The sequence below is a fragment of the Flavobacterium limicola genome (genome assembly GCF_003634755.1).
Taxonomy (GTDB): domain Bacteria; phylum Bacteroidota; class Bacteroidia; order Flavobacteriales; family Flavobacteriaceae; genus Flavobacterium; species Flavobacterium limicola.
The window spans coordinates 16,102-31,616 of sequence record NZ_RBXA01000005.1; the positions used below are offsets into that span (position 1 = coordinate 16,102).

Below are 15,515 nucleotides of genomic sequence, written 5' to 3' on the forward strand. Positions count from 1 at the left end.
AACTTATATACTAAATGTTTTAACAATGCGTGCAGGATTCCCAACTACAATACAATTGGGAGGAACATCTTTGGTGATAACCGTATTAGCTCCAATAATTGAATTCTTACCAATGGTTACATTTGGCAAAACTGCTGCACCATCACCTATCCATACATTTTCTTCTATAATTACTGGGCCCTTTGAATACAAAACTCGTTTAGATGGTGGTAACATTAAATCCGCCATTTCATTGTTTCCATGTGAATGATCAGTTATTAGAACTCGACTTCCAATTAAAACATTACTATCAATTTTAATTAATTCCAAAGCTCCTATATGGCAATCCCAATTAATACAAACATTATCACCAATAATAATTTTTGGATTATCAATAACAATTTTACCTACTGCTTCAATTCTTGTCCTTTTATAACATGTGAAATTATCACCTATAATAATTGATTTGCTGCCTTCTACATAAAAAGGAAACTTTATACTAGCTTTTTTTCCCATTTTAAGAATGTTTCTACTAGCATAATAAGAATAGATGTTTGATTTAATTTTAACAGTACTAACATAAATTTTTCTTAGAACTTGTTTAGTAATTAATTTAATTAAATAATAATATGCATAAAGACAGTGTCCGTAAGAAAAAAAAAGTATTTTTTTTGCTGATTTTACTTTAAAATTACCGGTCTTTTTTAGAATTAATAATTCCACTATATAGGTAGCTAAAAAATATTTAAAAATATCTCGTTTAATCAAATAAAACAACTTGCTAGGTATTGTTTTTGAGTTAACAAAATCTTTCCAAATTTTCAAATAATTCACAACAAATACCTCGAAAAAATTATAGCCTCCATTTGAATTCGACTCGATTCCTTCGTTAAAAACAAGTTCATGAATTAATAAGTTTTTATCATGTGATGCTGCAGCATTTAAATAAAGAGGAACAATCGTTAAAAAGGTTCCGAAATTTTTCTCGAAATCATATCCTTTTATATATTTAGCATTAACAACATTTGAACTGATATAAGTAACCCAATAACTTACATTTTGCAAAAATAATGTTGAATCAGTAAATTCCTCTTCTAAAATTTTAGCTTGAGAATTGGTTTTTAAGTGAACCAATCCATAATCACCGTTTTTTAAATAATCTAAAAGTTTTTCCAGCATTCCATCAATTAAATAATCGTCATCGCCAAGAACTAGTACATATTTTCCAGATGCTTTTCGATAACATTGAGCAAAATTACCGTCCATACCCAAATTAATAGTATTTCTAATGTAATTTATTGGCATTCCTTCTTCTATATATTTATTAACAACAGTAGAAGTTTCATCGCTAGAGCAATTATCTGAAACCATTAATTCTAATGGCAAATTCTTACCTGAAACTTGCTTGTTTAAAGCTTTTAAGTTTCCATCTAAAGCTTTTGCACGATTATATGTTGGAATACATATTGAAAGAAGGACTTCGTTATTGTTCATTAATACGATTCTTAAATTGTTTGTAAATAAAAAAGGATAGTGGTAACCACCATAAATAACTAGATAAAAAACCAATAAAAAAATATTCTGGCTTCAAGTAATATCCGGCAAATGCGGTAGAAAATAACACCCAAAAAGCTAAAATAATGGAGGGCACCATATACAGCTCTTTTTTAAAAGCTCTCAAGTATGTAGCCCATGAATTTACTAAAAGCTGAAAAAAATAACATAAAACCAACATCCCTATTGAAGTTAAAGAAAGAAACCTAGAAACTATTCGTGGTATAACCCAAAAATCTTTGAGGAAATAATAAAATAAAATCAAACACCCTAAGATAAATAAATAAGTGCTTGCAGAAAAAAGCAATCTTTTTTTGAATAATCTATTCAGTTCTTTAAAATTTTTTTGAGAAACTAAAATATTCATTTGTGGCGTAATGGTGTATATCCAAATATTACTTAGGCTAAATATTGCCATAATAAGTGTCAACGTAATTCCGACTTTACCACTTTCTATTGGTCCGGCATAATATTGCATTAATGGTGTATAAATCGAAAAAATAAAATAACCACTTGCAAAACTAAGTGCGTATCGTATAAATAAAGGCAATATTTCTTTGTTCCAATCATACTGGTAATTAACTGATGCTTTTAGTAGTTGTCTTAACAAGGATTTAAACTTACCTAAAAACAGAACAAATATTAATGAACCTCCTACTAAACTACCTATAGCCAAAGCATATATGTTACCACCCATAAGCAAAACTACGGCAATAACTACTGTATTAACAACTGACACAATTAACTTCGTGTTTTCAATTACTTGTATTTTATTCATCCCTTCGATAAAAGATAAAATAGAGTAATTAAAAAAATTTATCAAAGAACCTATTGCATAGATCGTCCATGGTAATATAAGTACGTCTATAACAGAATCTCTCTGAAAAAACCAAAGCCCAACAATATAAATTACAGGAAAAGTAATCAATATAATAAGACTTATCCTCTTTAAAATAAATCGAAGCAGACTTCCCATTTTTTTAATATGCAAATCATCCCCTACAAGCAATCCCTTGTCGCTAAATGAAAGAAATGCAAATTCATGGGCTGAAAATTGCATTACGATATTTGAGAAACCTAAATCAGCAAACACCGTTAATGCAGACAAACTTATAAATAAATACCAGTATCCTTGAAATACACTTGACAAATACAATGGAATTAAAACCATTGTAAGCGGACCTGAAATTAATCTCCAAAGTTGATTTATCAATGTTGACAATAAATCTTTATGATGTTGATTTAAGATCATTTGTTAATCCCCTGCAACCAATCTGTCATCTTTTTAATTCCACTCTCTTTATCAACTAACGGACTCCATCCAATTATTGAACTTACTTTACTGTTGTCAGCAATAAATACTTTTTGATCACTTTCACGCCAAGGCAACTGCTCAAATTTCATATCAACATTAAGAATTCCTTCTAGTAATCGAAATAATTCAATCAATGATAGGCTATTATCCTGACCACCGCCAATATTAAAAGCCTGACCATATGCAGCATTAACATCTTTTGCCATAAAATATAGATTCACAACATCAGATCCATGCAGGACATCTCTTACTTGCTTACCTGTCCCTGATATAGTAAAAGGTTCTTGATCAGCGTTTTCTTTAAACTCTAAGGCTTTTTGGCAAAACCAGCCAACCCAACCTTGATCAAAAGTTGCGTGTTGATTACTACCATACATTGATGAATGTCTAAATACAATAGTTTTTAATCCGTAAATACGATTATAATCCAATAAATATTGATCTGCAGCACCTTTGGAACAGCCGTAAGGAGAAGAAAAATTTAATGAAATATCTTCTGGCAATCCTAACGGGTATTCTACACATGAATATCTAGAAACCTCTTCAGTAAAATTCAAATTATCAAAATCTCCATAAACTTTATTCGATGAAGAGTAAAGTATTACAGAATTCGGCGAAAATTTCCTAACTGCTTCTAGCAAGTTAAAAGTACCCAATATATTTACTTCAAAATCTAATCTAGGATTTGATATTGATGTGGTCATTGCTACTTGGCCAGATAGGTGAAAAATATAATCCGGTTTTATTTCTTGTACTACAGTTTCAACATCATTATTATTTCTGATATCACATGGGTAAAACTTAAAATCTCCTTGTGTTTTAAGCCATTCTAAATTTTTAGAGCTTCCGAACCTTGATAGATTGTCAAAAACATACAATTCATCACCTCTATGTAAAACTTCTGCAGCAAGATTTGAACCGATAAAACCACAACCTCCAGTTATTAAATACTTCATTTATAATTTTTTATAATTTTTTCAACTCCGTCAGCAATGGCCACGTTTTGTTGCCACCCTAACGCTATTAACTTTGTATTATCTAATTGTGGTGACATAATATCACCACTTCTATAGGGAATTGCTCCAAACTTTAATCTTGACACTATTTCCCTATTATATGATCTTTCTAATTCTTCTGCTATTTGTAAAACAAAATCCTTCACTTCAGTAAAAACATTAGTACCGATATCAAATACGTTCCAAGAAGATAGACTTTTCCGTTTCTTTATAACTAAATTATAAGCGGCCACAACATCAGATATATAAATAAAATCTCTTTTTTGAATTCCAGAAGTTAAGTTAATGTCATCATTACCGTTAATCATTTCATTTATTAGCCAAGGCAAAAACTTTTTAGTATCATCTTTGATTCCATACATGTGCTCAATTTTAAAATTAACAACTTGAATCTTATCAGAACGTTTTTGCAGCCAATCTGTAAACTGGGCTTTTGACAAACTATAATCGTTTAAATTTCTAGGCAAAAGAGAGTCTGTGTTTATAAATGTATTCACATTACTAGTTATAGATTCTTCCAATAAATCAAGGCCGAAAATTAAATTTGAATTCACAATATCAATTAAGCTCTCATTTTTTCGTCCATAACTACAAGCGGTATGAACAATTATATCAGGCTTAATTTCCTGAAAAATAGTTTTCAAATTTACTTGATCAATATTGTAGCTAATTATTTTATGCAATAGATGGCCTATCCGCCAAGTATCTGATGTTGATCTTTTTAATACTGCAACCTCGTGACCATTCGCAACAAAGCTATCTAATAAATGACTTCCTAAAAACCCCGTTGCACCAGTTAATAAAATTTTGGCCATTTATTAAAAATTTAAACCGAAAAACTCTTCCATTTTCTCCACTACAAAATCAAGATGATCATTTGTTAATGCAGGTTGTACTCCAATCCAGAATGTATCATTCATTGTTTTATCGGTATGCGTCAATTCTCCAACTATCCTGTATTCGATATCCTTGAAATAAGGTTGTTTGGTTAGATTTCCTGCAAACAATAAACGAGAACCTATTTTATTATTGTCTAAAAATTTTAATAGATCAACTCTATTTGATCCACAGTTATCTTTTAATGTTATGGGAAAACCAAACCAAGAAGGATTACTGTTTTCTGTAGCTATAGGTAAATGTATAAAATCGTTTAGTGATTGTAACTTTTCAAATAAATAACTGAAATTTTCACGACGTCTGGCAATAAAAAAATCTAATTTATCCAACTGTGCCAAGCCACAAGCTGCCTGCATATCAGTTATTTTTAAGTTATATCCTGAGTGAGAGTAAACGTATTTGTGATCGTAACCATAAGGCAAATCTCCATGTTTTTGTTCAAAACGACAGCCGCAAGTATTATCACATCCTGGTGCGCAATAACAATCACGTCCCCAATCTCTAAAAGATTCAGCAATAGATTTTAACTCTGATGAGTTCATAAATACAGCCCCGCCCTCGCCCATAGTCATATGGTGCGCTGGATAGAAGCTAAGTGTACCAATATCTCCAAAAGTACCAACTTTTTGTCCGTTGTATTCGGCACCAAGTGCATCACAAGTATCTTCTATCAACCATAAATTGTATTTTTTACAAAGCTCGGTAACCTTGTTTAAGTTAAACGGGTTACCCAAAGCATGTGCTAACATAATAGCTTTGGTTTTTGGTGTAATTGCCGCTTCAATTAAATCTGCATTTACGTTGTGCGTAGAAATATCAACATCAACAAAGACGGGAATAGCTCCAAATTGAACAATAGGATTTACAGTAGTAGGAAAACCAGCAGCAACACCTATTACTTCATCTCCTTTTTTAATGGCGCGATCACCTAATTTATGTGAAGTCAAAGTACTAAAAGCAACTAAATTGGCCGAAGAACCTGAGTTTACTGACAAACAGTATTTTACGCCTAGAAATTCGGCCAATTTTTTTTCAAATTCTGCATTAAAACGTCCTGTAGTTAACCAAGCATCGAGCGAGGCAGCTACCATATTTTGTATCTCCCCTTCTCCTAATAATTTCCCCGACGGAGGAACGACAGTTTCCCCTGGAATAAAAGGAGTAGGCTCATAATTGATTGCCGCATATTTTGATACCAAACCTGCAATTTCATTTCGCAAATTTTGTAATTGTTCTTTCTTTTCCATTATTATAATTTGTTACTATATAAATCTATTTCTTTTAAACATTGTTTTTTCATATCGGCTTTGCTCATCCAGGCTTTGTGCCAATTAACTATCAAACTTAAAGTAAATTCTAAATTCCATTGTGGCACCCATTTCAATTGTTGGGCCGCTTTGGAGCAATCTAATTTTAAAAATCCAGCCTCATGAGGATTGCTATTGGTATCTAATTCCCAAGAAGCCCCTTCTCCCCAAGTTTTAATCATCGTATTCAAAATTTTTTCAACCGATTGACAATCTTCGTCTTTGGGACCAAAGTTCCAGCCTTCGTCAAATCGATTGCCATTAACATATAATTCTTCTGCTAGAACCAAATAACCCGATAGAGGTTCTAGCACATGTTGCCAAGGTCTTGTAGAAAGTGGGTTTCTCACAATTACAGGGGTTGATTTTTCAAAAGCCTTTAAGATATCCGGAATTAAACGATCATCGGACCAATCTCCTCCCCCAATAACGTTCCCAGCACGTACCGAGGCCAATGAAGCGGAATTTGGACTATTAAAAAAAGATTTTCTATAGGAAGCAATTAGCAGCTCGCAACAACCTTTGCTACTGCTATATGGGTCATGGCCGCCCATGGGTTCGTTTTCGCGATAGCCCCAAGACCATTCCTTATTTTCATAACATTTGTCTGTTGTAATGGCCACAATCGATTTTAAATTGGTGCATTGTCGAGCAGCTTCAAGTACATGTATAGTTCCCATTACATTAGTCGAGTAGGTTTCCACTGGTTCTAAATAAGACAAACGTACCAAGGGTTGTGCCGCCATATGTATCAAAATTTCGGGATCAAAATCGACCATACTTTTGGTAACGGCCTCTAAGTTGCGAATATCCCCTATTTCTGATTGCATACCAGTGGCGACTGAAGCTTCTTCAAACAAATTAGGGTTCGTATAAGGCGCTAATGAATACCCTTTTACGACTGCACCCATTTGTTGCAACCATAGTGAAGTCCAGCTCCCTTTAAAGCCTGTATGACCCGTAAGGTAAACTCTTTTGTTTTTCCAAAATACTGAATTTACTTTGCCTTCTAATCCTTCCATAATCTCCAAGGTGCTTGATTAGTATCCCATAACTCTTCTAAGTGTACTTTATCTCTTAATGTATCCATAGGTTGCCAAAACCCTTCATGTTTGAAGGCCATCAGTTGATTATCTGAAGCCAATCCTTTTAAAGGACCCTGTTCCCAAACTGTATCATCACCAGCAATTCGATCAATCACTTTAGGTGACAAAACAAAAAAACCTCCATTGATCAAAGCACCATCTCCTCTTGGTTTTTCTTGAAACTGCCTCACTTCACCATCTACTATATCTAATGCTCCAAATCTACCTGGAGGATAGGTAGCAGTTAACGTAGCATCTTTTCCATGTGATTTATGAAATTCTAATAAAGCTTTAATATCAACATCGGCAACACCATCACCATAGGTAAAACAAAAACTTTCCTCATCTTTTAAGTAAGGAGCTACTCTCCTCAGTCGTCCTCCTGTCATAGAATCATCCCCCGTATCAACTAAGGTTATCGACCATGGTTCAGCTCTTTCTTCATGCACAACCATTTTATTATCTCTCATGTTAAAAGTTACATCAGATTGATGTAAAAAATAATTTTGAAAATATTCCTTAATAATATACCCTTTGTATCCACAACAAATTATAAAATCATTTATTCCGTAATGAGAATAGGTCTTCATAATATGCCATAAAATAGGTTTTCCTCCAATTTCAACCATTGGTTTCGGTTTGGATACTGTTTCTTCACTTAAACGAGTTCCTAAACCACCTGCAAGAATTACTGCCTTCATATATATAATTTATATTTATTTGGTACTGACAAATGCATCCGAATAAAATGAATCCTCAGACAATCCGTTTTGAATTAACATTTTATTAGAATCGTTTATCATATTTTCAGATCCGCAAGCATAAACTACGGAATCAGATAAGTTAATTGATTTAGAAAGAAGGATATCTTGAACATATCCAGTAGAACCATCCCAATCTTCTGTGTTTTTACTTAACACTGGAATAAAATTCACGTTTATATTACTGAACTGTGGTTTCCAAAATAAATCTTCTGAAAATCTGCCACCAAAAAAAAGGAATATTTTTTTAGTCATAAGCCCTGTATTGTCATCATTCATTTGCTCCAAAATTGCCTTGACAGGAGCAATTCCCGTACCTGTAGCCAAAAAAATGATATTCTTTTTATCCGTGTTTCTCAAGAAAAAAGTTCCTATTGGACCTTCTATTCTAAGTAAATCGTTAATTTTAGCTTCGTTAAACAAATAATTACTAAACACCCCCCCTGGATACTTTTTAATAAAAAAAACAAGGTTTGAAGATTTATTATAATTCGCGACTGAATAACTTCTTTTATAATCGTCTTTAATAAAGTTCACATATTGCCCAGGCAAATAATTAAATGTAGATTGAGGAGGAGTTCTTAACTCCAATTCTATAACATCTGCTGAAATTTTAGTTATTTTATTAATTTTAGAAGGCAGTGTTTTTATAGATTCAAGCTTATAATCACTTAAGTCATCAAGATCTAAAACAACATCAGAAGTTGGAGTACGAACACAAGTCAGTATATAGCCCTTTTTTTTATCTTCTTCACTAAGTCCAATTTCATCAACTTTGGCGATAGAAGTACCTGAAAGGACTTTTGCTTTACAAGATTGGCATCTTCCCGTTTGGCAGCTATAACTTAAGTTGAGATTCTGTTTTTGGGCACCAACTAAGATTGTATCATTAGCCTCACAATAAAAACTAATATCATTTTTTAAAGAAACTTGATACATAGTACTATAATATTATTGAATTATAATTATTGATTAAGCAGTTTAAAAACTCTTCTTATTATCAATCCAAAAACTACCAAAAACCCAGCTAAAAACCCTCCCATTACAATACCTTTCTCTTTACCAAAACGTTCTTTCGGCAATGGCAAAATGGGTTTGTCTATAACCTGAATCAATGGGGTTTCTTTACGCAGCGTAACCTTAGCTAGTTCGGTTTGTTTTACTAACTCGGTTAAGATGGCGGTATTCGCCTGCACATCCACCTGTCTTCTGGCCGATGGAGCACGACGCACATTCATCGCAGGATTCAATCCAAAAGTATTGTCGTTGGCAACGGCCACACCTGTAATCGCACCATTCAGTGCTCCACGAATAGAATCTGTTTGCCGTTCTAGGATATCCATATTCTCACGTGCTTTTTTACTCTTCGTAGTTACGTAAAAATCGGATACTTCTTTTACCAAAGATTCAGTAAAATATTTAGAGAACAATTCATTATTAGAAGACACATCAATAGTAATAATCGCTATTTTTTTATCTTTTTGTCCCACTACCAACCCGCTTTGAGACAAATTTTGATACACAACCCCTAAAATACTGTCATGTACGCGGGTAAAATACTTTCTCTTAGTATCGGGCAAAAACTGGATAGCTTTGTATTTTGGCATAGCGTTCCATTGGTCTCTCCATCCATTATTTTGAATATACATCTCCGCCAAGGATATAGCCTTTCCATCAACCACAACGGGACTCAACAAGGTTTGTTCCACCATCGCACGGGACTTGAACAATTCAGTCAAATTAGAGCCGGTAAAAATACTCCCGCCACCACCGCCTAGATCTAAACCAAGCGAACTGGCCAATCCAAGGGCACTCCCTAAACCACCACCACCTTTTTCATCTTCTAAAGCAAAAGACAAGCTGGCCGTGTATACTGGTTTTTTACTAAAAGAATAGGCAAGACCCAATCCGGCGCCTATAATCCCCGCCAAAACAATAATCTTCCATTGCGAAAGCAAATAAGAAAACCATTCCCTTCCTTTTTCAATAAGTTCTTTTAACGATATTTCATCATTTTGTACTTCCATCAATACTTATATTTTATAACTAACAGCTAATTATTTTTCGTTTTTTGCCCATTATTTTTCATTCGCCTTTTTCTCAATCATCGATCAACTAATATCGAAAACGGAACCCTCTTCACACCACTCCTCCATCGCCCTTAAATAAAAAGTATAGAAAAACAACGAAAAAGTAAAGTGGCAGCAGTCCGCGAGTTGAGGACGAAGGACGAACGGCTCGGGCTGCGGAACGGCACTTTGAGGTAGTTTTTAAGCTTTTAATTTTCAGGCTTGATTTTTTTGTTTCTTTTTTGATCAAGCAAAAAAGAAAAGATTGTTCTTCAATAATACTATATAGCCTCAATAAATATACAGTTAACCCATGAATAATTTTTGTTTCTTTTGCATCAAGGCAAATCGAAGATTCAGACACCCGAGCGAAGCGAACAGGCGAAGCAAACACCACTTATAATAAAAGTTAAGTGAGCTAAAAGAAAAGATTCAGCGAACACCAATCAAATTTACAACAACAAACTCAAATTATAAATATCTCAATCTTTATAACTTTTTGTTGTCCTTATTGTAAAGCATTCTCTCTTTTACAGACAACAGAAAACCCTAAACCTATAAATACTATTTAAAAGCAGTCAAAATCAACAACGCAAGACTCGAAATCACACTTCCTATCCCTACCCATTCCCCTGCAGTCATTTTCTTCACTTCTGGTTTCTCCGGAACTATGATTTGTGACCCGGGAACAACCCTTGGATACGATCGAATAAACAGGAAAGAACCCGCAACATCCGCTTTTCCATTCGGATAAATGATATACGCTTTTTTCTTCCACCCTTTAGCGTCAATTCCACCGGCTGCATTCAGATAATAACGAAATCCTTTGCTGGGATCATACGGAATCTCCGAAGTCAACAATACATTCCCCGTCACTTTAACACCTTCATTAAAAGGAACTACTTCAATTTCATCTCCTGGAAACAAAGTCACATTGGTATTGCTTTTGGGGTTCTTAACGATAGACTTCCAATCCACTGGAATAGTGGCATATTTTAAATCTTCTTTTAATTTTTTCTCTAATTTATTTTGAATGCTGTCTTTTTTACCTAAGTTCAAATTCACATTTTCCAAATCTTCAATTTGTTTGGCTTGGATAGGTCTTTTGATACGCACCCCTTCTACATTGGCAACCGAAGTCAATCCGCCCGCTCTTTGAATCACATCATACACACGGTCTTTTTTACCGGCCAATACATATTTACCGGCGTAATGCACAGCTCCGCTTACGGTAACCATCTCGGGCTTTTCATACACCGCCATCTTACGGATATTCACCACATCAAAAGGACGCAAGGCAAAGTTTTTGGCCTGCTCATTATTGGTGGCCGTAATTTCGATGTTAAACAATTCTGCTTTATTTGGATTCGAATCATCAATGGTCTCTGATTGTATCATTCTCGCGATCTCCACCCTTTTAGAGGCCGAACCGGTCAAACCGCCTGCTTCCACTAACAAATCATTTAAGGTCAAATTTTCATAATAATCATAAATCCCGGGTTTTTTGATTTCTCCGTCAATGGTTATTTTAAATTCGTCTACAAAGTCCAAAATAGAATAGACAGTTACTACATCTTCTTTCTTCAAAGCTACATCCGCTTCCAAGTCTCCGGATAAGGCTTTCGCCAAATTGACGTTGACGATTTCAGTGGTAAGATCGGACTGCAAACGAATAATTCTGGCCCTATTGGTATAAGCATCTTCCTTTAACCCGTCCGCTTTAAGGACCAAATCAGAAATACGCATCCCTTCATAAAAAGAATAGGTATCCGGTCTAAATACTGCCCCATCAATTTTAATTCGGTTTTCAAATCGGTTCAATATTTTAGTCACTCGAAACACATCTCCTGAAAGCGGTTTATAAGTACCATATTCGCTGGCTTTAATATCACGAACTTTAAATTCGCGATCCGTTTTCTGCAAAACATTCACCGAAGCGGTATAAGCAAACTCATTGAATCCTGACGCAAAAGACAAGAGATCTTCAAAAGTCTCTCCCGTTTTCATTTCAAAAATACCAGGACGTTTCACCTGTCCTTCTACCGTAACCCTTTGGTTATAGGCGGGTATCCGAATAACATCATTGTCCTTTAAACCTACATTACTCGATTGATCCCCATTAACCAAAAAATCATATATATCTACTTTAGTAAACACTTTATTGTTTCGGATCAGCTCAATATTTCGGTAACTGCCATTTTTGCCAGGACCACCGCCCAAAAACAACGCATTATAAACGGTTGCCAACGAGGATATCGAATAATTTCCGGGCTGCTTACTTCCGATAAGCGTTACTCGAATCGTTCGGATGCGTGTGAGGTTGACACTAACCTGCGATTGTCCGGATCGTACCGTACTGTAAACGCCCGCAATAGCTGCGCGTATTTTTTGGGTGGCTGCCTCAATAGTCATACCCGAAACAGCAATTTGTCCCACGTATTGAATAGTCACTTTGCCTTCAATACTCACTGGAATACTCGCGTTAAACTCTTGCACGCCATAGACACTCACTTGCAACTCGTCTCCGGGTCCCAAGATGTAATTCATTGGTGTGGCCAATTTCAAATTAGGCTCAAAATTTAAAGTAGGAGTATCAAATAATTCAGAACCAAATACCAGCGCGTTCAACGAATCCTTTACTTTAGTATTAACTATTTTCTCCTGTTTTCTTCCAAAAGCATCCTCTTTATCAGTAGCTGAATCTTCAGAATCGCTGTCGTTTTTATCCTTTTTAACCACAGCTGACGGGGTTGCCGGCATCGCTAAACGTTCTTTCAATTTAGCAAATTCAGTGGCCGACATTCCTTTAGACAAAGCCATTGGTTCCGCCTGTTCAATAGTCACATTATTGGTCTGCAACTGTGTTTTTATTTTAGCAATATCGCTATCGGATAAATAATCCACCTTCAGCATGCTTAAGTCCGTACTCTTTAATAAATCTTGTGCCACCACAGTAGTCGACTGAAAAAAAGCGATAAAAAGGACAACAACAGTAATTATTTTTCTCATAATTCAGATATATAAATTTATTTGTGCAACCGTTAGTGGTAAGCCGCAAAAAGCAATTCGAGTTTTGGTTAAAGAAAAGCGAAGAGAAAACACCGCTAAAAAGTCATTTTCAATACTACAATTCTATTTCCAAATACGATTCTTTTCAAAAACCACTCCAACCAACAAAAATCGATGCTGAAAACCAATAATAAGCATTGGATTTTCTTTGATATTAAAGTAAAAAATCACCACATGATATGGCTTCGCCGTTGCAAGTCCCAATTAAGAACATGCACCAAATTTTAAATGGCAAATTTATAGTAAATAATAAGACTATCTAAAGTTTTATTTACAAAATTCACACTTTAACACTAAATCCGCTTAAAATTTTAAAATGATTTTTCTTGCATATAACAAAATAAAAGTTTCTAAAAAGAAGGATACAATTGGTACTCCTACCCCCGTCCTTAAATAAAAAACGTCAAAAAATAGCAATTTGTCAGTTCGTCCCGACGCTTCGGGATTTTATAAAATAGCGACAGCCGCTTTACAAAAATGTATCGGTAATAATACCAGTAAACGTTCATTCAACCCCTCCTCTCACGCCCTTAAATAAAAAGCATAGAAAAACAACGAAAAAGTAAAGTGGCAGCAGTCCGCGAGTTGAGGACGAAGGACGAACGGCTCGGGCTGTGGGACGGCACTTTGAGGTAGTTTTTAAGCTTTTAATTTTCAGGCTTAATCTTTTGTTTTTTTTGAAATCGAAGATTCACGAACTCCAAAAAAGCATTAACTTGTGAGTAATCAAGACAAAAAAAAGATCGCTCTTCAGAAATAATAATAATAATAATTCCGTTAACGCTCTTCACACCACTCTTACTCCGCCCTTAAATAAAAAGCATAGAAAAGCAACGAAAAAGTAAAGTGGCAGCAGTCCGCGAGTTGAGGACGAAGGACGAACGGCTCGGGCTGTGGAATGTTTGAAATTAAAAGGATGACTGCCAGTGGCAGTCAGGTAAATAAAACCGTTTTTAAGCTTTTAATTTTCAGGCTTGATCTTTTGTTTCTTTTGCATCAAGGCAAAAGAAAAGATCGTTCTTCAGAAATAATAATAATAATAATAATAATTCCGTAAACGTTGATGTTACCCCTCTTCTCCCCGCCCTTATAGTTTTATCCCAAAAAATCACGGTAAGAATTTAAGCGGTGGCCGAAGGGAGCAACCCCCGAGTCGAGTGTGAAACACGAGCGGCTGGGGTTGCGATAGGAAAATACGTCCGATGATTTTGGGATAAAACTATTCAGGCAGTGATTTTTTTGTTTCTTTTTTGATCAAGCAAAAAAGAAAAAATTGTTCTTCATATAAAGTAGTAGTAGTAGTAGTAGTAGTAGTTCCAATAAACGTTTCTGTAACCCCTCCTCTAACCGCCCTTAAATAAAAAGCATAGAAAAGCAACGAAAAAGTAAAGTGGCAGCAGTCCGCGAGTTGAGGACGAAGGACGAACGGCTCTGGCTGTGGAACGGTACTTTGAGGTAGTTTTTAAGCTTTTGATTTTCAGGCTTGATCTTTTGTTTCTTTTGCATCAAGGCAAATCGAAGATTCAGCGAACACCACTTATAATAAAAGTTAAGTGAGCTAAAAGAAAAGATCGCTCTTCAGAAATAATAATAATAATAATTCCGTTAACGCTCTTCACACCACTCTTACTCCGCCCTTAAATAAAAAGCATAAAAAAACAACGAAAAAGTAAAGTGGCAGCAGTCCGCGAGTTGAGACTGAAAGGCGAACGGCTCGGGCTGCGGAACGGCGCTTTGAGGTAGTTTTTAAGCTTTTGATTTTCAGGCTTGATCTTTTGTTTCTTTTGCATCAAGACAAAAGAAAAATAAATACCAATTAATTTTTACTTTTAATAAAAAGCCATTGGTAACAGCATTTAAAGTCTCCATGTAGTCTAAACAACATCAAGCGCTGAATTTTCGACTCCCTTTAGGACTAGTGCAAAACGAAAATCACAAGCCTCCTCACTAAAAACCCAAAACCTAGAACCTAGAACTCCTAACCCCGCCCTTATAGTTTTATCCCAAAAAATCACAGTAAGGATTTAAGCCTTGGCCGAAGGGAGCAACCCCCGAGTCGAGTGTGAAACACGAGCGGCTGGGGTTGCGATAGGAAAATACGTCCTATGATTTTTGGGATAAAACTATTCAGGCAGTGAAATCGAAGATTCATGAAAACCAAAAAAACAATAACAACCCGTGAATATTTTTTTGTTTCTTTTTTGATCAAGCAAAAAAGAAAAAATTGTTCTTCATATAAAGTAGTAGTAGTAGTAGTAGTAGTAGTAGTTCCAATAAACGTTTCTGTAACCTCTCCTCTAACCGCCCTTAAATAAAAAGCATAAAAAAACAACATTTGAAATTAAAAGGAGGACTGCCAGTGGCAGTCAGGTAAATAAATAAAACAGTATTTAAAATTTTGATTTTCAAGCAGTTAAATTGAATATTCATGAATACCAAAAAAACAATAACAACCCGTGAATA

Annotated in this window: 11 protein-coding genes; 1 reads left to right on the top strand and 10 read right to left on the bottom strand. The window is 34.9% G+C overall.

The annotated features are described in order from the left end of the window. Positions 1 to 3: 3 nt before the first annotated feature. From BC952_RS13830 to BC952_RS13880, 10 genes are all read right to left on the bottom strand, one after another. Positions 4 to 1,473 (bottom strand): glycosyltransferase, encoded by a 1,470-nt coding sequence (locus tag BC952_RS13830; protein WP_121366206.1) that lies wholly within the window; start codon positions 1,471 to 1,473, stop codon positions 4 to 6. Continuing rightward, positions 1,463 to 2,683, bottom strand: a complete 1,221-nt coding sequence (locus tag BC952_RS13835) for a hypothetical protein (RefSeq protein WP_208639991.1) — start codon at positions 2,681 to 2,683, stop codon at positions 1,463 to 1,465. The genes BC952_RS13830 and BC952_RS13835 overlap by 11 nt, the downstream gene beginning before the upstream one ends. A gap of 98 nt (positions 2,684 to 2,781) precedes the next feature. Next, positions 2,782 to 3,804 (bottom strand): GDP-mannose 4,6-dehydratase, encoded by a 1,023-nt coding sequence (locus BC952_RS13840; protein ID WP_121366208.1) that lies wholly within the window; start codon positions 3,802 to 3,804, stop codon positions 2,782 to 2,784. Next, positions 3,801 to 4,679, bottom strand: a complete 879-nt coding sequence (locus BC952_RS13845; protein WP_121366209.1) for an NAD-dependent epimerase/dehydratase family protein — start codon at positions 4,677 to 4,679, stop codon at positions 3,801 to 3,803. Before BC952_RS13845 ends, BC952_RS13840 begins: the two co-directional genes overlap by 4 nt. A 3-nt stretch (positions 4,680 to 4,682) precedes the next feature. Then, positions 4,683 to 6,008 (bottom strand): lipopolysaccharide biosynthesis protein RfbH, encoded by a 1,326-nt coding sequence (gene rfbH / locus BC952_RS13850; RefSeq protein ID WP_121366210.1) that lies wholly within the window; start codon positions 6,006 to 6,008, stop codon positions 4,683 to 4,685. A gap of 2 nt (positions 6,009 to 6,010) precedes the next feature. Continuing rightward, positions 6,011 to 7,090: a CDP-glucose 4,6-dehydratase gene (gene rfbG / locus BC952_RS13855; RefSeq protein ID WP_121366211.1), complete on the bottom strand. Its 1,080-nt coding sequence runs from the start codon at positions 7,088 to 7,090 to the stop codon at positions 6,011 to 6,013. After that, complete coding sequence (gene rfbF, locus BC952_RS13860) at positions 7,078 to 7,854, bottom strand: glucose-1-phosphate cytidylyltransferase (protein WP_121366212.1); 777 nt, start codon at positions 7,852 to 7,854, stop codon at positions 7,078 to 7,080. Before rfbF ends, rfbG begins: the two co-directional genes overlap by 13 nt. A gap of 15 nt (positions 7,855 to 7,869) precedes the next feature. After that, a complete protein-coding gene (locus tag BC952_RS13865; protein WP_121366213.1) occupies positions 7,870 to 8,853 on the bottom strand; it encodes an FAD-binding oxidoreductase in 984 nt (327 codons plus the stop codon). A gap of 26 nt (positions 8,854 to 8,879) precedes the next feature. Beyond that, positions 8,880 to 9,941 carry a Wzz/FepE/Etk N-terminal domain-containing protein gene (locus BC952_RS13870; RefSeq protein WP_121366214.1) on the bottom strand — a complete coding sequence of 354 codons (1,062 nt, stop codon included), beginning with the start codon at positions 9,939 to 9,941 and terminating at the stop codon, positions 8,880 to 8,882. 606 nt (positions 9,942 to 10,547) lie between these two features. After that, positions 10,548 to 12,992, bottom strand: coding sequence for an SLBB domain-containing protein (locus BC952_RS13880; protein WP_121366216.1), 2,445 nt, complete (start codon positions 12,990 to 12,992; stop codon positions 10,548 to 10,550). Between the two features lie 2,210 nt (positions 12,993 to 15,202). On the opposite strand from BC952_RS13880, the gene BC952_RS14945 reads away from it, so the two are divergent. Next, positions 15,203 to 15,367 (top strand): hypothetical protein, encoded by a 165-nt coding sequence (locus tag BC952_RS14945; protein ID WP_208639992.1) that lies wholly within the window; start codon positions 15,203 to 15,205, stop codon positions 15,365 to 15,367. Positions 15,368 to 15,515: the final 148 nt, after the last annotated feature.